The sequence below is a fragment of the Holdemanella porci genome (assembly GCF_009696075.1).
Lineage (GTDB): Bacteria > Bacillota_I > Bacilli_A > Erysipelotrichales > Erysipelotrichaceae > Holdemanella > Holdemanella porci.
The window spans coordinates 1-22,506 of the sequence record NZ_VUMR01000017.1; the positions used below are offsets into that span (position 1 = coordinate 1).

Sequence of the window (22,506 nt, forward strand, 5' to 3'; positions counted from 1 at the left end):
TACGTACTACTTAGATTGAAAAACATCTATAAAATCACTCGCTTAAAGGATTTGAAAAACGAGTGGTTATTCGTGTAAGTGATAAAAAGAAGAATTATAGCAAAGTCACCAAATTGCTAGTTAAGCCAAATATTTTATAAAGGTAGGTTTATTTAGTTTTGGACAATTGTTCTTATTACTATTGGGAACTTTTGTGGCTTTTGTGGTGAGTTTATTCGCAATTAAAGCCTTGTTGAACTATGTAAAGAGCCATGATTTTACAATTTTTGGTTGGTACCGCATTATTTTAGGTATCTTTGTGATTATATTTTTCTATGTGATTTAAAGAGGGTTATAGAAATGAATGAATTTGATTTGCATATGCATTCCTGTTATTCGGGAGATGGACAGTTCACGCCTGAAGAATTGATTGGAATCGCAAAAGAAAGAGGATTAAAAACCATTGCGTTAAGTGATCATGATTGTATCAGCGGTGTTAAGGAAATGATCAAACTTGGTAAAGAAGCGGATATTGAAGTGATTCCTGCTATTGAGTGTTCAACAAGTATTGGATACACAGATGTACATTTACTTGGATATGGTATCGATTTAGAGGATACCTATTTTCAAAATTTATTGGAAAGAACGCAAGTGAAATCTAGAAATGCATTTTCAACTCGTTGCGAAAAATTAAGAGCGAAGTATGGTGTTGAAATTGATGAGGAGGCTGTGTTGAAAGAGGCGAATGGCAAAAATCCTTGGTTTGTGATGTGTACGCATATGTTCAATGATCCTCGTTATCAAGATATTCCCGATTTTAAGGATTATATTCCAGGCGGTAAAAGAAGTGATCCGGCACCCGTTAATTTCTTTTGGGATAAATGTCAATATGGTTCGGATTTATTTGTATATGTACCAATGCCTGATTTTGTCGAATCGGTTCAAAAGATTCATGAGGCTGGTGGACTTGCGATTGTAGCGCATCCTTTTATTACGTTTTATAAAAATGACGAGATGCTCAAGATGTTATTAGATGCTGGAGTGGATGGTATTGAAGCTTATAGTAATTATCATACGCCTGATCAAAATGTATATTATGAAAAGCTAGCGAAGGAATATCATTTATTGATTACTTGTGGAAGTGATTTCCATGGGGAGAAAAAGCCAAGTATTCAAATGGGTGAGTATGGATTGGATAAAGATGGTTCTTTATGGCTAGAACAATTTAAGGAAAAACTAAAGGCAGCTAGAGAATCCTAGCTGCCTACATTGTTAATAGGAATGTAAATAGAATGCAATAGCTTAATAGATTGTTGGAACGACTTACTCGAAATAGAGATTGATGTCCCATTTCTGTGATGGCACAGAATTTATCTACAGCTTGAATGATCCATCCAACACTTGTGCTTGGGTGGCTTGTTTTTAATGGCCACATGTGATGTAAAATGGCATCGTCAATGGTTGGATTTGTTGATGTGAGGTTTTTAGCGTTCTCAAGGGCAATGATTGGGTGAATCATCGCATGATTCCCTTCAAGAGGACGCTTGTCATCTGTTTTCCAATCATAGTAATATAGATCATGTAATAAACCGGCGCGTGCTGCACTATAGGCATCAAGACCGAATTTTCTGCAAATTAAAAAGGAATAGTAAGAAACGTTTAAAGAATGTTGGAAGCGAGATGTAGCCATGTGTTGGCTGCATTTTTTTAGGCCCTGTACTTCTTGTGTATCAATTAAGTCTGATATTGTATCAAAATATTCTTGTGCAATATGAGTATCTTGTCGTTGTAAATTGATTCTTGATAAAATAGCTTTTTCCATTTCTTGACCTCACTAGAGAAGAATATAGCATATTTAAATATAAGATACAACTATTTATTTTAAACCTAGTATTATGATATAATTAGTTGAAGGAGGCTATTATTATGGTAATTTTATATACTTCTCCAGGTTGTGCGAGTTGTCGTAAGGCAAAACAGTGGTTAAAAGACAACCAAATTGAATTTGTTGAAAAGAATATATTTACTTCATTATTGAAGGAAAGTGAAATTAAATATTTATTGTCGCGATGTGAAAATGGAACGGAAGATATCATTTCGGTTCGTTCGAAGGCATTCCAGGCACTTCAAAAAGATATCGATGATTATTCGATGAAGGAATTGGTTACTTTGATTCAGGAAAATCCATCGATTCTAAAAAGACCGATTCTTTTATCAGAAAAGAGTCTTGTGGTTGGATATGATGATGATGAAATCACAACAATGATGCCAGCACAATTAAGGACAGTCGTAGACAATGCGTGTACAGATGCTTGTCCAAACTATTCTGTTTGTGGTAAGTGTAGAGAGCATGCAAGTATGAACTAGAATATTCTAGTTCTTTTCTTGCTTAAACAGTTAAAATTAGAGTAGAAGTATGTTTAGGAGGAGTTATATGAACTATATATTTTGTGAGTCTGCTGCTAAAAAGGGCGAAATAAATTTGGATGGAGTTAGGTGTATTTGCTCTCCAAGAATTTAAGGAGCTGCATATACCCTCAAAACGGTTTAAAGCTGATTTTAGGCTTGGACAACTTATTTAGTTGTCCGGGTCCTTTTTTTCAACTATTTTAATGCTTCTGTCATCCTTGCCGATTGCAAAATGAACATACTGTAAAAAATGGTATAGCGTTTAGACAAAAAAGTGCAGTTGTTAAGCGTGGATAAACCTATTGGTGTAAACGGATAGGTTTTTATTTGTGAAAATTTCAAAAAAACTATCGCTATGTAAATTTGTATGCTATAATTATTTACACATGTAAACGGTTACAAATAGGAGGTAAAATATTATGGATAAAAAATATGTCTATGAATTTAATGAAGGCGATGAAACGATGCGTGAATTGTTAGGTGGAAAGGGTGCCAACTTAGCTGGAATGTCTAAACTTGGAATGCCTGTGCCTTATGGATTCACAATCACTACAGAAGCTTGTAACCAATATTATGAAGATAATGAAACAATTAATGATGGTATTAAAGCTCAAATCATGGAATATCTAGATTTATTGGAAAAGAAGTCTGGAAAGAAGTTAGGGGATGAAGTCAATCCTTTATTAGTATCTGTTCGTTCAGGGGCACGTGCAAGTATGCCTGGTATGATGGATACTATTTTAAATTTAGGTATGAATAAAACAGTTGCAGAAACTGTGGCTAACTTAACAAATAATGAGCGTTTCGCATATGATTCATATCGTCGTTTTATTCAAATGTATTCAGATGTTGTTATGGGGTTGAGTAAAAAGCGTTTTGAAGAGATCATCGATGAAGTAAAGGCTGAAAGAGGCATTAGCGATGACTTAGATTTAAATGCTGAAGATATGAAGAAATTAGTAGAATTATTTAAAGTGTTCTACAAAAATGAATTAAAATCTGAATTCCCTGAAGATCCAAAAGAACAATTGATGGGGGCTATTGAAGCTGTATTCCGTTCTTGGAACAACCCTCGTGCTATCTACTATCGTAAGATGAATGATATCCCTTCAAGCTGGGGAACTGCCGTTAACGTACAGATGATGGTATTTGGTAATATGGGTAATGATTGTGGTACAGGTGTTGCCTTTACGCGTAATCCAAGTACTGGTGAGAATAAATTGTATGGTGAATTTTTAATGAATGCCCAAGGTGAAGATGTTGTTGCGGGTATTCGTACACCTCAAAAGATTGATCAATTAAAAGAAGTAGCGCCTAATGCTTATGATGATTTCGTGGATATTACTAAGAAATTGGAAACTCACTATCGTAATATGCAGGACATGGAATTCACAATTGAAAAAGGTAAATTATTCATGTTGCAGACACGTAATGGTAAACGTACAGCTCAGGCTGCATTAAAGATTGCGTGCGACATGGTGGATGAAGGCATGATTACTATTGATGAAGCTTTAATGATGGTTGAACCTAAACAATTAGATTCATTACTTCACCCAATGTTTGATGCGGATGAATTAAAGAAAGCTGAACCAATTGCTTCAGCACTTCCAGCAAGTCCAGGTGCTGCATGTGGTCAAATCGTATTTAGTGCAGAAGAAGCGATTCAAGAGGCAAGTCGTAACCACAAAGTCATCTTAGTTCGTTTAGAAACAAGTCCAGAAGATATTGAAGGTATGCATGTATCTCAAGGTATCTTAACTGTACGTGGTGGTATGACAAGTCATGCTGCTGTAGTAGCTCGTGGTATGGGTGCATGCTGCGTCAGTGGTTGTGGAGATATCAAAATGCATGATGATGAAGGATATTTTGAAATTGATGGTGTGAAATATCACCGTGGAGATTGGATCAGTTTAGATGGTTCAACAGGAAATATCTATGGTAGTGCTATTAAAACCGTTCCTGCAAGTATTTCAGGTGATTTTGAACGTTTCATGAATTGGGCGGATGAAAGACGTACATTAAAAGTTCGTACTAATGCAGATACTCCTCATGATGCAAAACAAGCTCATGAATTTGGTGCGCAAGGTATTGGTCTAGTTCGTACAGAACACATGTTCTTTGAGGGAGATCGTATTAAAGCGGTTCGTGAAATGATTGTTTCTAAAACGGCAGCTCAAAGACGTGTCGCATTAGAAAAAATCTTGCCTATGCAAAGAAGTGACTTTGAAGGAATCTATGAAGCTATGGAAGGTTTACCAGTGACAATTCGTTACTTGGATCCACCTTTACATGAATTCTTACCTACAAACTCTTATGATATTACACAATTAGCTAAGGATATGCACATTGAATTGGATGAATTGAAATCTGTCATTTCTAGCTTACACGAATTCAATCCTATGATGGGTCATCGTGGATGTCGTTTGGCTATTTCGTATCCAGAAATTGCTGAAATGCAGACAACAGCAGTGATTCAGGCCGCATTAGCTGTCAATGAAAGACACCCAGACTGGAAGATAGAACCAGAAATCATGATTCCATTGGTTGGGGATGTTGCAGAACTTCGCTATGTTAAAAAGATTGTATGTGAGGTAGCTGACAAATTGATTCAAGAATCCGAATTAGACATGAAATATCATGTTGGTACAATGATTGAAATTCCTCGTGCTGCTTTATTAGCGGATGAAATCGCAAAAGAAGCTGAATTCTTCTCATTTGGTACAAATGACTTAACACAGATGACATTTGGATTCTCAAGAGATGATGCAGGAGGATTCTTACAAGATTACTATGATAAAAAAATCTTTGAATCCGATCCATTTGCACACTTAGATCAAAGAGGTGTTGGAAAACTTGTAAAGATGGCTACTGAACTTGGAAGGAGTACTCGTCCAAATATTAAATTAGGTATTTGTGGAGAACATGGTGGTGATCCAGCAAGTATTGAATTCTGTCATAGAGTTGGATTGAACTATGTATCTTGTTCACCATATCGTGTGCCTATCGCAAGACTTGCTGCGGCACAGGCTGCTATTAAATTCGATAAATAAAACACGTAGGAGTTGATGAATTTCAACTCCTTTTAGTGTACTGATTTTGAGGTGTTTAAAATAGATTATGTATATGTCACAAAAGAAAATATAGAACAAGAACACATTTGTTGTGCAATTAGTAGTAATTCAGATGTACAGGTAAGATCAAAGAAGGATTGGTTGACAGATCGTTTACGGATGGTCTTGTCTTTATTAAATCAAGCGTAAGAGGGAAATGTTTTATTGAATATATTCCGGCAAAGAATGCGTGGATTCCACTCGATGCCAAGAATTTTATGTATATTGATTGTCTATGGGTTTCTGGGTCATTAAAGGGTCATGGCTATTCGAGTGAATTATTGAATATGTGTATTGAGGATAGTAAGAAGAAGGGTATGGATGGAATTTGTATTCTATCTACCAAAAAGAAAACATCGTATCTTGCCGATCCTAAATTTCTTGCGTATAAAGGTTTTAAAGTGTGTGATGAAGCGAATAATTGTATTCAATTATGGTATTTAAGTTTTAAGGATTTGGTTTCACCTAAATTTAAATCTTGTGCGAAAGATTGTCATATAGACGAACTAGGTTTTGTCTTATATTATACAAGCCAGTGTCCTTTTAATGCGAAATATGTTCCAGTGATTGAGAATGTTTCAAAAGATTTAAATATCGCATTTAAAGCGATTCATCTAGATACAAAAGAAAAGGCGCAAAATGCGCCAACACCCATTACTACCTATGCCTTATTTTATAATGGTGAGTATGTGACAAATGATGTGATGAATGAGAAGAAATTTATAAAGCTTTTATCAAATTTGGGGTTGTAACATTACAACCCTCTATCATTTGACATTATGGTTTAGAATAATAGATAAAAAAATTCATTTTGTATGTTTTTATGAATGAATTACTCCTTGCACTTTAGTGTGTTTTGTACTAGAATTCTAAATGTAGTAAATAAATCTGGGGAGCTATTGCTGAGAGGAAGTTCGACTTCGACCCATTAAACCTGACGGATAATGCCGGCGTAGGAAGTATAGATGTTTTTTGACCTGTCTTTTTACGTTGCAGGTCTTTTTATTTTATTGCCTTACTGTAGGGGAGCGCCTAGAGTATAGAAAACAAGCGAGGGAGCCTGAATTGACAGGATGAGAGAGGACTGTTTGTCTAATACCGAAACCACAGATGGTTTTTGCGTGTTTTCTAGGCCATCTGTATCTGTAGGAGGTAGTATTATGAATAAACACAATTACTTATTAAGCTTAGTCTTTTTTTCAATGATGGTAGCTGTTGGAGTGGTCATTTCACCCATTTTACGTGTAGAAGGAATGTGTCCAATGGCACATCTTATTAATATCACTATGGCTGTATTTATGGGGCCTTGGTATTCATTTCTTTGTGCTTTAGCTATTGGTTTAATCCGTATGGCTGTTATGGGAATTCCACCATTAGCTTTAACTGGCGCTATTTTTGGAGCTACATTATCTGGCATCTTATATCGTGTAAGTAAAGGAAAAATCTGGGCTGCGGTACTTGGTGAAATCATTGGTACTGGCTTAATTGGTTCTGTTCTTTCGTATCCAGTGATGACATATTTATGGGGAAGAACTGGACTTACATGGATGTTCTATGTACCTAGCTTTTTAATGGGTACAATCATCGGTGGAAGTATTGCGTATGTTTTATTGAAGTCGATGTCTCGTAGTGGAATCCTAGAAAATATTCAAAGAAAGTTAGGAGTGCAAAAATTTGTTGAAACAAACGAATAATTTGATTCACTGTATCACAAATCCGATTTCAATTAATGATTGTGCAAATCTTATATTAGCTTTAGGGGCGAAGCCAATTATGGCTTGTCACCCCGATGAAGTTGATGATATCACTTGCCATTCTGCGGCTTTGGCATTAAATTTAGGTAACTTTGATGATGTTAGAGCTAAATCTATGATGATTAGTGCTAAGTGTGCCAAAGAAAATAAAATTCCATTTATTTTAGATTTGGTGGGAGTGGCTTGTTCAACACTTCGATTGAATTATGCCAAAGAACTTGTTTCTTTATATTGTCCAACCGTCATTAAAGGCAACATCAGTGAATGTAAAGCTTTTTATGGAATGACAAGTCATGCGCACGGTGTAGATGCGGATGTTCTCGATGAAGAGAATATCTATGAAAGTGCAAAATGGCTAAAAGATATGGCTTTACATCTTGGTTGTGTAGTTGTTTGTAGCGGCAAGATCGATGTCATTACAGATGGCAAAGAGGTTAATCTTATTTCAAATGGTTGTGATATGCTTTCAAGAATTACGGGGACTGGATGTATGTTAAATGTGGCAATCGCTACATTTTTAGCCAGTTATTCTCCATTATTGGCTTGTATTAAGGCAACTTGTTATTATGAAGTTGCTGCAGAAAAGACAAAATGTGAGGGCCCTGGAACTTTCCATATGCATTTTATGGATGAGATCTATAAGCTTACCAGTTTTGATGAATCTTTGTTTAAAATTGAGGTGTTAAGATGAAAAAAGTCGATTATACATTATATTTTATTACCAATTCAGATGGTTATGATGAAGATACTTTTTTAAATAAAGTAAAAGGGGCATGTCTTGGTGGCGCAACCATTGTCCAGCTTCGTGAAAAGAATAAATCAACATTGGAATATTATGAGTTAGCAGTTAAAGTCAAAAATATAACGGATGCCTATAACATCCCTTTAATTATTGATGATCGAATGGATATCGCAATGGCTGTAGGATGTGGTGTTCATTTAGGAAATGAAGATATGCCAATTTCTGTAGCTCGTAAAATCATGGGAAAAGATTGTATTATTGGGGCTACCGCAAAGACAGTAGAAGTTGCAAAAAAAGCAGAGGCTGATGGGGCTGACTATTTGGGTTGTGGTGCCATTTATCCGACAAAGACGCATGTAAAGACAAAGATTACAAGTGTTGAAACACTGAATGACATTTGTTCGGCTGTCAAGATTCCAGTTTGTGCAATTGGAGGATTAAATAAAGACAATCTTTCTGTTTTAGAAAAGAGTCCTATTCAAGGTGTTTGTGTTGTATCGGCTATTATGGATCAAGAGGATACAAAAAAGGCGGCTGAAGAATTGAAGAAATCGATTCAAAAAATCGTGGCATAAAAAATGCCACTTTTTTTTGAAAATATAATCTAAAATAGCAATTATGAGAAAAAGAAAAATATTAGTGCTTTCAATCACCATTGTTGCCCTCGTATTGAGTCTTGAAACATGTATATTAAGATATGTAAATGAAAAGAATGCGCAACCACATCCAATGTATTATTGGATCGTGTGATTGCGGTTCTCGATAAAAATGAGTCGAGTGAAGAGCAGTTTGTGAAATTATTAAAAGATGATTATATAGTACGTGTTAAGACCATATCTTATATTGTGGATGCCAAGCCGGAAGTAGAATATGATATTGATGAACTTCAAAAAATCGCATCTTTAATGTCCGTGGATAAAATTCATTTTATTGATGAAACAGGAACGATATATTCGGGTTCAATACCTAATACTTTGGATATAGCTTTGATTCTGGTGCACATATGGCTTTCTTTAAACAATATTAAACAATTATGATTTAACATTATGCCAGGATGTAACACTAAATACGGCCGAAGCTAAAGAGATGATGTATGCGATCACTTGGAATGAGTCGAAAACGCATAGGGTTCAAGTGGGTATTACGCCAAAGCGTCTTTTAAAAGAGTTGAAACAAAACCAAATTTCAAATGTCGTATCTAATATGCCTGTGTATAAGGGAATGGAAATGTATGTTGTAAATTCAAAGACGAAAATAATTGAGGGGGCTACTGACAAAAATAAAATAGGGAAGAAGATACTGACTTCTAATAAAAACTATCAATATATAACTCGAAAACACGGAAATTATAATGTATCTGTATCCAAATCTGAATCGATGTTTTCTCAAAATAATATCGCAGCGATATTGATTGTCGGTATTTATTTAACTTTAGCTTCATGCTTACTAGTTCTTATGCTTTCTAGAGTATTAAAAGAGAAGTATGAAAAAGAAAATATATGTGTACTTCGAATACGGAATGGGCTTATATCTCTTTAGACTTAAACGATCTAAAACAAACCAATGATTTACTTGGCCCTAGTGCTAGGGATGAGCTTATTTGTGCGGCTAGTAACTGCATGAAGTTTGCGTTTGCCCCTTATGGAAAGATCTATCGTATTGGTGGAGATGAATTTGTCGTATGGATTCAATACTCTGTTTCTAATCTAGATTCCATATTACAAGGATTTAATGCGACCATTCATGAATGGCATGGCAAGCACTTAAATTCGATATCTGTATCGTATGGTGTCGTCAAGTCTTCAGAACAAGATTTTGATTCGGTTCAAGAAATAAGTAAATTCGCCGATGAAAGAATGTATCAAAATAAAAAGGATTATTATACAATGAGTTGTAATGATCGAAGAAACTAATTAAAAAGCATCTCTAAGGATGCTTTTTGTTTTGATATTATTTATTTACAGCTTCTTTTAGAGCTTTGGCAACTTTGAACTTAACAGATTTGCTAGCTTCAATTTGAATCTTTTCTTTCGTTAGAGGATTGAATCCTTCTCTAGCTTTTCTTTCAGTGATTTCAAATTTTCCAAATCCTGCAAGATCCACCGTTTTTCCTTCACTTAAACCTTCAAAGATTTGTGTTAATGCCAAGTCAACAACTTCAGTGATGTCCTTTTTAGATAAGTGAGAATCTTCAGCAATGTTTGAAATGATGTCCTTTTTAGTTAATTTTTCCATGTTTATAAGTCTCCTTTATATCCCTATAATACGCCTTTTTTCACCATTAGCCAACCCATTAGATGAATTGGTTGAACAAATTCGTTGTTTTTAATTAAATCATTGATTTCATCTTCTGTATATTCTTTGACTTCTAAAAATTCTGTCGAATCTAGATGTTGATTCGATACTTTTTCACAATCATCGGCATAATATAAATACGCATAATTATCCGCTATAGTCGGATTGCTGGGAATGGTATAAATATGTTTCCAGTGATCTGAAACGTACCCTGTTTCTTCTTCAAGTTCACGTTTAGCTGCAAGTAATGCACTGTCTTTTTCATCACCCTCAATGCCACCGGCACAAAATTCAGTGGTTACAGATTTAAGTCCATGTCTAAATTGACGAACAGTTATATACTTATCATCTTTTGTTCTTGCGATAATCACAACAAAGTTTCTTCTTGAATAGTTATAGAAAGGAGAAAACTCTTTTCCATCGGGAAGAATGAAAGACTCTTTACGAAAGTCGATCCATTCATCTTGTACAATATGTTCTGTTTTATTTAATTTCCAATTTAAATCCATTTTTATCACCCAAAATATTATAATCCAAATAAAAAAAATAGTGCAACCAAAGTTACACTATTCATTGTCTATGCTTGTTGAGCAATTCCAACGTATCTTGAACTTAATGCAGTCGCTAAAGCCATATTTGAAACAACGGCTACGATGACTTCAGGAATCATATTTGTTCCGATGACACCAGCCATAACACCGTTCAATGCAGCTTGGCTAATGCCTAAAGCTTGTGAGTATTGAGGACCGAATAAAATAACGATCAATCCTAATACCATGATTGTGTGGCATACGGTTGCCACAGCTGCTGCAATACCTGCAGCGACTGGAGTGTTTTTTGCGTATTTTTTTGCAAATTTAAATACATAACCAGCAACCACACCTAATAAAATACGTGGGACTAAAGCTATTACTAAACTAAAGAAGTTACCAGAAATACCACCAACTGTGATAAATGGGGAGAAGACAAAGCTTGTGATTCCAGGTGTCATTGTAGCTCCAATTACAGAAGTACAACCAAATATGAATCCTAAGAAAGCACCGGCTGCAGGCCCCATTGTACTAGCCAAGATAATGACAGGCACGTGCATTAATGTAACACTTAATGCGTTAATACGTAAGTAACCAATTGGTGTTAAATACATGATGATTTCGATGGCTAAAAATAAAGCCAACACGCACATCTGGCGTACTGATAGTTTTGATTTGTTCATATTTCCTCCTACTTTCGTTTCTTTTTAAGAATACGATGTAACTAATCAAATGGATGTCTTCATACATGGATTATGGTCCTTAGATCCATATCCACAAAAAAACATCTTCAATAGTTTACAACAATAAAAAACAGGAATCAAGTCCCTGTTTTAGTTCCAAAAATCGAATGGAAATACGGAATCGCTTTCATGATCTTCATCGTTTTGTTGATAATATGAAGAAGAAGGTGTATTGCATGATGTACTTACATCTTTTCCTTGTAGCATTGTATCGATAGAATCTTTGACATCACTGATCGCAATCGCATAGCCCATACCTTCTACATCTGTATCACTTAATTTGGCTGAGTTGATGCCAATCAATTCGCCACTCATATTCAATAATGCTCCACCCGAGTTTCCTGGGTTAATAGCTGCATCGGTTTGAATATACGATTGTGATTTGTCTGTATCTGAACTTGTTGAAACACTACGATTTGTAGCTGATACAATACCTGTTGTAACACTTTGACCATAACCTAACGCATTACCAATCGCAACGACTTGTTCTCCAACTTGAAGTTTGTCGCTGTCTCCAATTGTCGCAATCGCAATTTGTTTTAAAGTATCTTCACTTAAGTCTTTTGTCTTGATGGAAATCACAGCTAAGTCACGATTTTCATCTACACCTTTTACTGTAGCTTCAACATTTGTATTATCCGCTAATGTACAAGTTAAGGTCTTGGCATTTTCAATAACATGATAGTTTGTCAAAATATCGATTTCACCATTCTTTTTATTGATGATCACACCACTACCTACACTTGTATTTTCTTGTTGCGTAAACGGATTGCTTCTTGAGTTATTTCCATACATACTAAAATAATTTTGTACATCCGATACCGAAACGTTGGTAATCGATACAATACTTGGCATACAATTTTGAGCGACTGCACTCACATTTGAAGTGGTTGAACTTGAAGTTTTCAAAACATTTGTGCTTTGTACTGTTGTATTTTGTTTATTATAGTTATCAACCACATAGTTGACACCTTGAAAACTTCCAGCCGCAACTACACCAAATGTGGCCGCACTCAATACTAGCTTTGTACCTTTCTTTAATAATTTATGATTTGAATTTGGAATTTTTGGCATTTCATTTTTCATGTCCTTGTACCTCCTTATTTACAATACAAGGATATCGCAATAAGCTTAAATGAACTTTAAATTATTCCATATTTGTGTAACCCATTAAATACGTATCCACTTCTTTAGCACACTCTTTACCTTCATGAATAGCCCATACAACTAAGGATTGACCTCTATGGCAATCTCCAGCTGTAAAGTATTTGTCTTTAACTTGATAAGAATTTGGTTGTGTCACAATCGTATTTCTTTGTGAAGTTTCCAATTTAAAACTCTTCTTTAAATCATCTTCAACACCAATAAAACCAGCTGCAATCAATAATAAATCACAGTCTAAAATTTGTTCGGAACCTTTTACTTCTTCAAGCTTACCATTGTTAAAGTGGACTTTTACCGTCTTGATCTGTTTTAGATTTTTCTTTTCATCTAAAATACATTCCTTAACTGTTGTTTCGTAGATGCGAGGATCCTTTTTAAAGACGGCAATCGCTTCTTCTTGACCATAATCTGTCTTACAGATCTTTGGCCATTCTGGCCAAGGATTACTTTGAAGTCTTTCATCGGGTGCTTTAGGCATCATTTCAATTTGAACAACACTTGCACAACCCTGACGAATACTTGTACCAACACAATCATTTCCAGTATCTCCACCACCGACAATCACAACATGTTTATATTTGGCAGAAATTTCTTCTGTGTTATCCAACAAATGTTTCGTGGCCTTTGTAAGGTAGTCCACCGCAAAATAAATGCCTGTACAATCACGATTCTTTACATTTAGATCACGAGCCTTTTTAGATCCAGTCGCAAAGACAATCGCATCATATTCTTTTTCCAATTCTTTTTTGGTGATGTCTTTACCTACATTCACATTGGTTTTAAAAATGATTCCTTCTTCTGTAAGTATTTCTAATCTTCTTTGAATGACTTTCTTTTCAAGCTTCATATTTGGGATGCCATACATCAATAAACCACCAATACGGTCTTCCTTTTCAAAGACTGTCACAGAATGACCTCTTCGATTTAAATCATGCGCAAGCGCAAGTCCTGCAGGACCTGATCCAATGATGGCGACCTTTTTATCGGAGCGTACACCAGGAACATAAGGTGTCATCCATTTGTTAGTATAGGCTGTTTCAATTGTATACAATTCATTTTCTTTGATTGTGACTGGTTCTTGGTCTAAGCCGTTCAAACAAGCCTTTTCACAAAGAGCAGGGCAGACGCGACCGGTAAATTCAGGGAATGGATTGGTTTTTAATAATCTAGATAACGCTCTTTTATCATTACCGTTATAGATTTCATCATTCCATTCTGGAATTAAGTTATGTAATGGGCAGCCTGTCACCATGTTCTTTAACTTAATGGCCGACTGACAAAAGGGAACGCCACAGTTCATGCAGCGCGCACCTTGTTTACGTCTTGTTTCTTCATCTAAAAAAGGATGAAATTCATTAAAGTTTGTGATACGAGAAAGAGGTTGGATGGCCTCGTTTTCTTGTCTTTCATATTCTAAAAATCCTGTTGGTTTTCCCATATTCTTTCATCCTTTCTAAGCATGTACTTGTTCAAAAGCCATAAGACTGGCTTCATCATCATGATAGCCTTTGGCCTTTAATTCTTGAATTAATGTTGTGATCTTTTCATAATCTTTAGGTACAATCTTTTTAAAGTTGGATAATTCATGATCAAGATTTGATAAAATCTTTTCTGCAACATCTGAATTTGTATATTTGAAGTGACTCCTTAATAATTGCGTTAATGTTTCAATATCCGCTTTACCACTCACTTCATACGTATTGACTAATTGTTTATTTAAACGTGTATATAAATCATGGTTAGGATCATAAATATACGCAATACCACCAGACATGCCGGCCGCTAAGTTTTTACCAGTTTGACCTAAAATCACAACAGTACCACCTGTCATATATTCAAGTCCATGATCACCAACACCTTCGACTACAGCACTTGCTCCTGAGTTACGTACCGCAAAACGCTCACCGGCCATACCACGAATATAGGCTTCACCACTAGTAGCACCATATAAGGCCACATTACCAATAATGACATTTTCATTTGGCTTGAATTTTGCTTCATTTTTTGGCTGAATAATCAATTTGCCACCAGACAAGCCCTTACCAAAGTAGTCATTGGCATCACCATGTACATCTAATGTGATTCCTTTTTGTACAAAGGCACCAAAAGATTGTCCAGCACCACCGTTACAATGAACAGTATATGTATCGTCTTGTAGAGTGTTATTAAATTGTTTTGTGACTACACTGGATAAAATAGTTCCGACTGTACGGTCTGTACTTGAAATTGAGATTGTTTCAGCATGAGGCTTTTTCTCATTGAAATAAGGTTCAAACTTAGGAAGCAATGTCTTCATATCTACCGTTTTTTCAAGTTCAAAATCGTATGTATCTTTTGGCTCATAATGAATATTGTAAGGTTTCATTAAAATGTTAGAGTAATCCATATTCGCATCTTCATCCACTTCTAGATTGTCCGTATGACCCACCATTTCATTGATTGTGTGATAGCCAAGCTCAGCCATAATTTCTCTTAATTCACGCGCAATAAACAACATGAAATTCATGACATATTCTGGTTTTCCTTTGAAATGCTTTCTTAATTTTTTGTTTTGTGTAGCCACACCAAAAGGACAAGTATCTAGATTACATACACGCATCATCATACATCCCATAGTAACAAGTGGTGCCGTCGCAAAGCCAAATTCTTCCGCTCCAAGTAAGCATGCGATCGCAACATCTTTTCCTGTCATTAACTTACCGTCGGTTTCAATTAAAACACGACTTCTTAAACCGTTCTCGACTAAGTTTTGGTGAGCTTGAGCCAAACCTAATTCCCATGGAAGACCCGCATGGTGAATACTACTTTGGGAGGCAGCACCTGTACCCCCATCATAACCAGAAATTAAGACGACGGTAGCTCCGGCTTTGGCAACACCAGAGGCAATCGTACCTACACCCGCTTCGGAAACAAGCTTAACACTGATTCGGGCTTTTGGGTTGGCGTTCTTTAAGTCGTAGATCAATTGGGCTAAGTCTTCAATGGAATAGATGTCGTGGTGAGGAGGAGGGGAAATCAAAGATACACCTGGCGTTGAATATCGAGTTTTCGCAATCCATGGATAGACTTTTTTGCCTGGCAAGTGTCCACCTTCACCTGGTTTTGCGCCTTGTGCCATCTTGATTTGAATTTCTTTGGCACTGACTAAGTATTCTTCGGTTACGCCAAAACGACCACTCGCCACTTGTTTAATAGCGGAGTTCTTTTCGGTACCTAAACGTTGGGGTTTTTCGCCACCTTCACCCGAATTGGATTTACCACCCAATCGATTCATGGCAATGGCCATACATGTATGGGCTTCTTCAGAAATAGAACCATAGCTCATGGCACCTGTCTTAAAGCGTTTTACGATTTCGTATTCACTTTCCACTTCCGATAATGGGATTGAATTTCTTGTCTTTTTAAAGTGCAATTGACTTCTTAAATGGTGTTTTTGATGGTTTGAATTCAATTCATTCGAATATTCTTTAAATAAATCGTAGTTATTAGTTTGTGTAGCTCTTTGAAGTTTCACAATGGTTTCAGGAGAATATAAGTGATCTTCTTTTCCATCACCTTTTCTAAGTTTATGGAATCCAATGGAATCTAGACTTGTATCGGTTGTAAGTCCTAATGGATCATAAGCACGATCATGATGATAGATCAAATCTTTTTCAATGTCTTCTAAAGTAATGCCTTCCACTTCACTAATGGTGTTTGTGAAGTAGGTATCGATGACCTCTTTAGAGATTCCAATGGCCTCAAAGATTTGGGCACCTTGATACGATTGGAGAGTCGAAATACCCATTTTAGCAGCAATTTTAACGATGCCTTTTAAAATGGCTTCATTATAGTCATCAATCGCAATGTTGACTTCTTTATCTAACATATTTAATTGAATCATTTCTTCAATGCATTCATGTGCTAAATATGGATAGATGGCGGTTGCACCATAACCTAAAATCGTTGCGAATTGATGAACATCTCTTGGTTCACCACTTTCTAGAATGATGGATACATCGGTTTTCTTTTTCGTCTTAACTAAGTGTTGTTCTAAGGCAGATACAGCTAAAAGACTAGGAATGGCCATGTGACCTTCATCAACACCTTTATCAGAAAGAATCAAGATGTTGGCTCCATTTCGATAGGCTTTATCACATTCAATAAATAAGTTATCTAATGCTTCTTTTAACGATGTGCCACGATAGAATAATAGAGAAATCGTTTCATTTTTAAATCCTGTCTGATTTAATTGACGAATCTTATCCATATCGCGTGATGTTAGAATGGGATTGTTGACCTCTAAGACGGTACAGTTGCCGGATTTATCCTGGAGTAGGTTTCCATCACTACCAATATAGATGGTTGTGTCTGTGACAACTTCTTCACGTAAAGAATCAATGGGTGGGTTGGTTACTTGGGCGAAGAGTTGTTTAAAGTAATGAAATAAACTTAAATGATTTTGGGAATAAATTGCCAAAGGAATATCGGTACCCATCGCACTTGTTGGTTCAAGTTTGACACGGGCCATTGGTAAAATAATATCTTTTACATCTTCATAGGTATAGCCGAAGACTTTATAAAGAATATCTCTTTCATGTTGAGAGTGGATGTGTGTTTTTTTATCAGGAGCTGGCAGATCCTTCAGGTATAATAAGTGGTTGTCTAACCATTCTCCATATGGATTTGAAGAGGCATATTCATTTTTAAGATCATAGTCTTCAATCAATTTCTTTTTCTTTGTATCTACAAGTAACATCTTACCGGGTTCAAGTCTTGATTTTTTTACGATTTTCTTTTCATCAATATCCAATACCCCCACTTCACTTGATAAAATCAACATGTTGTCGCTTGTTAGATAGTAACGACTTGGTCGAAGTCCATTACGATCTAAAACAGCTCCGACTTTTTGTCCATCACTAAATAAAATAGCGGCTGGGCCATCCCATGGTTCCATCATTGTGGCATAGTAGTGGTAGAAATCTTTCTTCTTTTGATCCATGGTTTGGTGTTTCCATGGTTCTGGAATCAAGATCATAACGGCTTTTTCAAGTGGCATGCCATTCATGACTAAAAACTCTAGGGCATTATCTAACATGGCAGAATCGGAACCCGAAGTATTGATGATGGGTAAGATCTTATTTGAATTTTCATCCAAGAATTTTGAATGCATACTCTCTTCACGTGCTAACATCTTATTGACATTGGCACGGATGGTATTGATTTCACCATTATGGGCAATATAACGGTTTGGATGCGCTCTTTGCCATGATGGTGTTGTATTGGTAGAGAAACGTGAGTGTACAATCGCAATTGCAGACTTATAGTTTTCATCTTGTAAATCTAAATAGAATTTTCTTAATTGACAAACGAGAAACATACCTTTATAAACAATGGTACGACTGCTTAATGAGGCCACATAGGTTTCTTTACAACTCTTTTCAAATTCGCGTCGAATCACATATAGTTTTTGTTCTAGGTCTGTATCGCCTTGGACAAAAGCTTGGTAAATGCTAGGCATACAATCTTTGGCTTTTTGGCCTAAGATGGAATCATCACATGGTACTTTTCGCCAAGTAATGAATGTGCATCCTTCTTGTTCGACAAGTTTTTCAAACATTTTTTTGTGTTGGTTTAAAAGCAGTTTATTTCTTGGCAAGAAAAACATACCGACACCATAGTGTTCGGGTAGTTTGATGTTGTCTTTCTTTAATGTTTTGCGAAAAAAGTCATCACTGATTTGAAGGAGAATACCAACTCCATCACCCACTTTACCACTGGCATCTTTACCTGCACGGTGTTCTAGTTTTTCTACAATGTGCAATGCTTTGTCTAAGACATCATAGCTTTGTTTACCATCGATTTGGACTACGGAACCAATACCGCAGGCATCGTGTTCGATTTCAAAATTCATAATTTACACAACCCTTCTATTTTCCGCTGTCTCCATAGTTTGATAAATAACGAGCACTCGGATCGTTGACGTTACATCCTTGCCAGTTTTTATTTGGCATCCAGAAATCTTTGATCATACCTGCCTGTTCAGGGTAGTAAGATTCAAAAATTTCACGATATAATAGAGATTCTTTTGTGAATGGAGAACAGTATTTGTATTGTTTGATTTTTTCTTCAAATTCAGCATCTGTATACTGCTTTTCGGCATATTCTTTAATATCATCACTTAATGAGTGACCGACCGCATCGGAAAAGGCGGCTTTTTCTCGCATTAAGATATCGTAAGGAAGAATTTCGTCTTTTTCAAACGCATGACGAAGCAAATATTTTCCTTTATTATATGTATTCATTTTCTTTTCAGGATCAATGGCCATAACGTATTTGACAAAATCTAAATCGCCAAAGGGAACACGGGCTTCAATGGAGTTTGTGGAAATGCATCGATCGGCTCTTAATACATCGTACATATACAGTTCATGTACACGTTTAACACTTTCTTGTTGGAATTCTTGGGCGTTTGGGGCAAAATCTGTATATTTGTAGCCAAACAATTCATCACTGATTTCTCCAGTTAGTAAAACGCGAATGTTACTTTGTTCATGAATGGCTTTACAGATAAGATACATTCCAATGCTGGCGCGAATGGTTGTGATATCAAAAGTAGCCAAAGTTTGAATGACGGGTTTGATCGCATTTAAGACATCTTCTTTATTGATAATGATTTCATGGTGGTTAGAACCAATAAAGTCAGCGACTTCTTTGGCATATTTTAAATCGATCGCATCTTCTTCCATTCCAATCGCATAGGTTTCAATGGGTTTATTGAGTAATTTTTGACTGATGGCACATACTAGACTTGAATCTAATCCTCCACTCAATAAGAATCCTAGTGGGGCATCGGCATCCAATCTTTTCTTGACACCTTCCACTAATTTATCGTGAATATTAGAACAGATGGTTTCAAGATCTGAAGTAATTACTTCATCAACTTTAGTAATGTCTAAGTAACAAGTGAATTTGCCATCGGCATAGTAAAATCCAGGAGGGAATGGAAAGATTTGTTCGACAATGGAAACTAGGTTTTTGGCTTCAGAGGCAAAGACAATATTATGATTTTGATCATAGCCATAAAATAATGGACGGATTCCGATTGGATCTCTGGCGGCAATAAAATCGTTTTTCTTGGCATCATAAATAATGCAGGCATATTCAGCATCTAGCTTTTTAAACATGTCTAAGCCGTATTTTTCATAGAGTGGTAGAAGAATTTCACAATCGCTTTGCGAAATAAATGTATAGCCGGATTTTTCTAATTCGGACTTAATTTCTCGAAATCCATAGATTTCGCCGTTACATACCACATAATTGCCATCTCTTTCAAAAGGCTGCATGCCAAGAGGACTTAGTCCCATGATGGATAGTCTTTGAAAACCTAGATAGCCACATCCGACTTCTTGAATTCTTTCATCGTCTGGACCTCTTGTATATGTCGCAAGCAATGCTTGATGAATGGATTCTTTATTTACTTTTAATGATTTATAACCAATAATTGTACACATAAATTACATCTCCTTTATAGACGGAAAAACCGGGCGTATGCCGGTTTATTGAATTCCGAATAATAATTTTCCATATGTTGGAAATGGCCAATCACTATTAGAAGTAATGACTTCAAGTTCGTCGCATGGTTTTCTTAAATTTGCCATGTCTTGAATGATGAAGTCTCTTACATAGAAGGCTGATTTTTCAAAATCATCAATTTCATGTAGTTTTTTAACATCGTTTTCAAGTGTCATCATAGCTTGGTAAGCTTCGGTTAAATATTCACTGACTTTTTTAGCCGTTTCAAGTTCATAGGTTAAGTCGATACCGATGGCCTTTTTATTAGCGATTGTATCTGTCAATTCTTTAGAGAACTTACTTGCAGCTGGTAAAATGTCTTTTTTCGCAATGTCTAACATTGTCAATGCTTCAATGTTGATTTGTTTTTCATATTCATCCATTAAAATTTCATATCTTGATTCCACTTCTTCTTTAGATAAAACTTTTTGTCTTTCAAATAGGGCAATGTTTTCATCGGTTTTGAAGTATGGAAGGGCATCTGGAGTTGTCTTTAAGTTTAATAAGCCTCTAGACTCAGCTTCTTTAACCCAAGAATCATCATATCCGTTGCCATTGAAGATAATGCGTTTGTGGTTTTTGATTGTATCTTTGATCAAGGCATGTAATGTGCTTTCAAAATCATCGCTAGTTTCAAGAATGTCCGCAAATTTTTCGATTTCATCCGCAATGACTGTATTTAACACAATATTGCATCCGGCAATACTTGAGTTAGATCCCGGCATTCTGAATTCGAATTTGTTTCCGGTAAAGGCGAATGGAGAAGTACGGTTACGATCTGTTGAATCTTTAGGGAATTTAGGAAGAACGGTTGCTCCAATCTTCATCAATTCTTTTTCTTTTCCATCATATGGTTTGTCTTCTTCAATGGACTTTAATACAGCAGTTAATTCATCACCTAAGAAAATAGAGATAATAGCTGGAGGGGCTTCGTTAGCACCTAGTCGGTGATCGTTACCTGCAGTGGCTACGCTTAATCGTAATAAGTCTTGGTGTTCATCTACAGCTTTAATAATAGCGGCTAAGAAGACTAAAAATTGTGCGTTTTCATGAGGTGTATCGCCTGGTTCTAGTAGGTTGATTCCTGTATCCGTAGATAAAGACCAGTTATTGTGTTTACCACTTCCGTTGATGCCTTCAAATGGTTTTTCATGAAGTAGGGCAACCAATCCATGTTTTTTCGCAACTCTTTGAATCAATTCCATTGTCAATTGGTTGTGGTCTGTTGCGATATTTGTCGTTGTAAAGATTGGGGCTAATTCATGTTGTGCAGGAGCGACTTCGTTATGTTCAGTTTTTGCCAAGATGCCAAGTTTCCATAACTCTTTATTTAAATCGGACATAAATTCTTGAACACGACTTTTGATTGTTCCAAAATAATGATCTTCCAATTCTTGTCCTTTAGGGCATGGTGCACCAAATAATGTACGTCCTGTATAGATCAAGTCTTTTCTTTGTTCATAATATTTCTGGTCAACTAAGAAATATTCTTGTTCAGGTCCGACGGTTGTTTTAATGGATTGAACATCGTCATTGCCAAATAATTTCACAATACGTAAGGCTTGTTTATTAATGGCCTGCATACTTCGAAGGAGTGGTGTTTTCTTATCTAGGGCATGTCCTGAGTAAGAGCAGAAAGCGGTTGGAATACAAAGGACTCCGTTTTTAATAAAGGCATAGCTTGTTGGATCCCAAGCTGTATATCCTCTTGCTTCAAATGTGGCTCTTAATCCGCCATTTGGAAAACTTGAGGCGTCTGGTTCACCTTTGATTAATTCTTTTCCACTAAATTCCATAATGACTTTGCCATCTTTATCGGGATTGATGAAGCCATCATGCTTTTCAGCTGTAACTCCTGTCATTGGCTGGAACCAGTGTGTATAGTGTGTTGCACCTTGTTCTAAGGCCCATTCTTTCATAGCGTGGGCTACCGCGTTTGCGATTTTGATATTTAACTGTTTTCCATCGCGAATGGTTTTTTCTAATTCGCGATATGTATCTTTTGCGAGCTTTTCTCGCATAACAGATTCATCAAAAACTTTACTTCCAAAAATTTCTTCTACGATTGATTTCATAATGGCTCTCCTTTACATAAAAAAAAGCAAGGACACTAAAAAACTAGGGGTTGACCTATGTTTTCTTTGGCGTCCTTGCCATGTATGCATTCATTATAAACAGATATTTTGTGTTGTCAATGAAAAAATGTAAAAATATTTGAAAATAGAA

Annotated in this window: 20 protein-coding genes and 1 riboswitch; of the genes, 11 read left to right on the plus strand and 9 right to left on the minus strand. The window is 36.1% G+C overall.

Features of this window, described 5'->3' with window-relative positions:
• Window positions 1-166 precede the first annotated feature (166 nt).
• Complete coding sequence (locus tag FYJ55_RS04590; protein ID WP_268234136.1) at window positions 167-325, plus strand: undecaprenyl-diphosphate phosphatase; 159 nt, start codon at window positions 167-169, stop codon at window positions 323-325.
• A 14-nt stretch (window positions 326-339) separates the two neighbouring features.
• Window positions 340-1,239, plus strand: coding sequence for a PHP domain-containing protein (locus tag FYJ55_RS04595; protein ID WP_154555838.1), 900 nt, complete (start codon window positions 340-342; stop codon window positions 1,237-1,239).
• 4 nt (window positions 1,240-1,243) lie between these two features.
• Here FYJ55_RS04595 and FYJ55_RS04600 read toward each other — a convergent pair whose 3' ends face one another.
• Window positions 1,244-1,801, minus strand: coding sequence for an HD domain-containing protein (locus FYJ55_RS04600; RefSeq protein ID WP_154555839.1), 558 nt, complete (start codon window positions 1,799-1,801; stop codon window positions 1,244-1,246).
• Between the two features lie 104 nt (window positions 1,802-1,905).
• Here FYJ55_RS04600 and FYJ55_RS04605 point away from each other — a divergent pair, with 104 nt between their 5' ends.
• The 9 genes from FYJ55_RS04605 to FYJ55_RS11035 all read left to right on the plus strand — a co-directional run bounded on the left by FYJ55_RS04605 (window position 1,906) and on the right by FYJ55_RS11035 (window position 9,907).
• Entirely contained in the window at window positions 1,906-2,346 is a 441-nt protein-coding gene (locus FYJ55_RS04605) for a Spx/MgsR family RNA polymerase-binding regulatory protein (protein WP_154555840.1), read from the plus strand.
• A 461-nt stretch (window positions 2,347-2,807) separates the two neighbouring features.
• Entirely contained in the window at window positions 2,808-5,438 is a 2,631-nt protein-coding gene (ppdK, locus tag FYJ55_RS04610) for a pyruvate, phosphate dikinase (protein ID WP_154555841.1), read from the plus strand.
• A gap of 158 nt (window positions 5,439-5,596) precedes the next feature.
• On the plus strand, window positions 5,597-6,250 hold the full coding sequence (locus FYJ55_RS04615; RefSeq protein ID WP_229771085.1) for an N-acetyltransferase: 654 nt from the start codon (window positions 5,597-5,599) through the stop codon (window positions 6,248-6,250).
• Window positions 6,251-6,377: 127 nt separating this feature from the next.
• Window positions 6,378-6,474: riboswitch (TPP riboswitch) on the plus strand.
• Window positions 6,475-6,658: 184 nt separating this feature from the next.
• The gene (gene thiW / locus FYJ55_RS04620; RefSeq protein ID WP_154555842.1) at window positions 6,659-7,192 is read left to right on the plus strand and encodes an energy coupling factor transporter S component ThiW; all 534 of its coding nucleotides are present in this window, start codon (window positions 6,659-6,661) and stop codon (window positions 7,190-7,192) included.
• Entirely contained in the window at window positions 7,173-7,943 is a 771-nt protein-coding gene (gene thiM / locus FYJ55_RS04625) for a hydroxyethylthiazole kinase (RefSeq protein WP_154555843.1), read from the plus strand. The genes thiW and thiM overlap by 20 nt, the downstream gene beginning before the upstream one ends.
• The gene (thiE, locus tag FYJ55_RS04630) at window positions 7,940-8,569 is read left to right on the plus strand and encodes a thiamine phosphate synthase (protein WP_154555844.1); all 630 of its coding nucleotides are present in this window, start codon (window positions 7,940-7,942) and stop codon (window positions 8,567-8,569) included. The genes thiM and thiE overlap by 4 nt, the downstream gene beginning before the upstream one ends.
• Window positions 8,570-8,785: 216 nt before the next feature.
• A complete protein-coding gene (locus FYJ55_RS11025) occupies window positions 8,786-9,031 on the plus strand; it encodes a hypothetical protein (protein ID WP_229771086.1) in 246 nt (81 codons plus the stop codon).
• A gap of 49 nt (window positions 9,032-9,080) precedes the next feature.
• Entirely contained in the window at window positions 9,081-9,533 is a 453-nt protein-coding gene (locus tag FYJ55_RS11030; RefSeq protein ID WP_229771087.1) for a hypothetical protein, read from the plus strand.
• Window positions 9,494-9,907, plus strand: a complete 414-nt coding sequence (locus FYJ55_RS11035) for a GGDEF domain-containing protein (RefSeq protein WP_229771088.1) — start codon at window positions 9,494-9,496, stop codon at window positions 9,905-9,907. Before FYJ55_RS11030 ends, FYJ55_RS11035 begins: the two co-directional genes overlap by 40 nt.
• Window positions 9,908-9,944: 37 nt before the next feature.
• Here FYJ55_RS11035 and FYJ55_RS04640 read toward each other — a convergent pair whose 3' ends face one another.
• From FYJ55_RS04640 to FYJ55_RS04675, 8 genes are all read right to left on the minus strand, one after another.
• Window positions 9,945-10,229 (minus strand): HU family DNA-binding protein, encoded by a 285-nt coding sequence (locus FYJ55_RS04640; RefSeq protein WP_118114251.1) that lies wholly within the window; start codon window positions 10,227-10,229, stop codon window positions 9,945-9,947.
• A 23-nt stretch (window positions 10,230-10,252) separates the two neighbouring features.
• Window positions 10,253-10,798 carry an NUDIX hydrolase gene (locus tag FYJ55_RS04645; protein ID WP_154555845.1) on the minus strand — a complete coding sequence of 182 codons (546 nt, stop codon included), beginning with the start codon at window positions 10,796-10,798 and terminating at the stop codon, window positions 10,253-10,255.
• Window positions 10,799-10,866: 68 nt separating this feature from the next.
• Window positions 10,867-11,502 (minus strand): ECF transporter S component, encoded by a 636-nt coding sequence (locus FYJ55_RS04650; protein WP_154555846.1) that lies wholly within the window; start codon window positions 11,500-11,502, stop codon window positions 10,867-10,869.
• 150 nt (window positions 11,503-11,652) lie between these two features.
• Window positions 11,653-12,648 carry a S1C family serine protease gene (locus FYJ55_RS04655; RefSeq protein ID WP_154555847.1) on the minus strand — a complete coding sequence of 332 codons (996 nt, stop codon included), beginning with the start codon at window positions 12,646-12,648 and terminating at the stop codon, window positions 11,653-11,655.
• 61 nt (window positions 12,649-12,709) lie between these two features.
• Window positions 12,710-14,164: a glutamate synthase subunit beta gene (locus tag FYJ55_RS04660; RefSeq protein WP_154555848.1), complete on the minus strand. Its 1,455-nt coding sequence runs from the start codon at window positions 14,162-14,164 to the stop codon at window positions 12,710-12,712.
• A gap of 15 nt (window positions 14,165-14,179) precedes the next feature.
• Entirely contained in the window at window positions 14,180-18,619 is a 4,440-nt protein-coding gene (gene gltB / locus FYJ55_RS04665) for a glutamate synthase large subunit (protein WP_154555849.1), read from the minus strand.
• Between the two features lie 16 nt (window positions 18,620-18,635).
• The gene (gene asnB, locus FYJ55_RS04670; protein WP_154555850.1) at window positions 18,636-20,219 is read right to left on the minus strand and encodes an asparagine synthase B; all 1,584 of its coding nucleotides are present in this window, start codon (window positions 20,217-20,219) and stop codon (window positions 18,636-18,638) included.
• 45 nt (window positions 20,220-20,264) lie between these two features.
• Window positions 20,265-22,355 (minus strand): glutamine synthetase III family protein, encoded by a 2,091-nt coding sequence (locus FYJ55_RS04675; RefSeq protein WP_154555851.1) that lies wholly within the window; start codon window positions 22,353-22,355, stop codon window positions 20,265-20,267.
• Between the last annotated feature and the right edge of the window lie 151 nt (window positions 22,356-22,506).

What these genes read in the sequence shown, in the direction of transcription:
- FYJ55_RS04675 (WP_154555851.1), bottom strand. Translation starts at nt 22,355, where the DNA reads ATGAAATCAATCGTAGAAGAAATTTTTGGAAGTAAAGTTTTTGATGAA.
- FYJ55_RS04605 (WP_154555840.1), top strand. Translation starts at nt 1,906, where the DNA reads ATGGTAATTTTATATACTTCTCCAGGTTGTGCGAGTTGTCGTAAGGCA.
- FYJ55_RS04640 (WP_118114251.1), bottom strand. Translation starts at nt 10,229, where the DNA reads ATGGAAAAATTAACTAAAAAGGACATCATTTCAAACATTGCTGAAGAT.
- thiE (WP_154555844.1), top strand. Translation starts at nt 7,940, where the DNA reads ATGAAAAAAGTCGATTATACATTATATTTTATTACCAATTCAGATGGT.
- FYJ55_RS04600 (WP_154555839.1), bottom strand. Translation starts at nt 1,801, where the DNA reads ATGGAAAAAGCTATTTTATCAAGAATCAATTTACAACGACAAGATACT.
- thiW (WP_154555842.1), top strand. Translation starts at nt 6,659, where the DNA reads ATGAATAAACACAATTACTTATTAAGCTTAGTCTTTTTTTCAATGATG.
- FYJ55_RS04645 (WP_154555845.1), bottom strand. Translation starts at nt 10,798, where the DNA reads ATGGATTTAAATTGGAAATTAAATAAAACAGAACATATTGTACAAGAT.
- asnB (WP_154555850.1), bottom strand. Translation starts at nt 20,219, where the DNA reads ATGTGTACAATTATTGGTTATAAATCATTAAAAGTAAATAAAGAATCC.
- FYJ55_RS04660 (WP_154555848.1), bottom strand. Translation starts at nt 14,164, where the DNA reads ATGGGAAAACCAACAGGATTTTTAGAATATGAAAGACAAGAAAACGAG.
- FYJ55_RS04655 (WP_154555847.1), bottom strand. Translation starts at nt 12,648, where the DNA reads ATGAAAAATGAAATGCCAAAAATTCCAAATTCAAATCATAAATTATTA.
- gltB (WP_154555849.1), bottom strand. Translation starts at nt 18,619, where the DNA reads ATGAATTTTGAAATCGAACACGATGCCTGCGGTATTGGTTCCGTAGTC.
- FYJ55_RS04595 (WP_154555838.1), top strand. Translation starts at nt 340, where the DNA reads ATGAATGAATTTGATTTGCATATGCATTCCTGTTATTCGGGAGATGGA.
- FYJ55_RS11035 (WP_229771088.1), top strand. Translation starts at nt 9,494, where the DNA reads ATGTGTACTTCGAATACGGAATGGGCTTATATCTCTTTAGACTTAAAC.
- FYJ55_RS11030 (WP_229771087.1), top strand. Translation starts at nt 9,081, where the DNA reads ATGATGTATGCGATCACTTGGAATGAGTCGAAAACGCATAGGGTTCAA.
- ppdK (WP_154555841.1), top strand. Translation starts at nt 2,808, where the DNA reads ATGGATAAAAAATATGTCTATGAATTTAATGAAGGCGATGAAACGATG.
- FYJ55_RS04650 (WP_154555846.1), bottom strand. Translation starts at nt 11,502, where the DNA reads ATGAACAAATCAAAACTATCAGTACGCCAGATGTGCGTGTTGGCTTTA.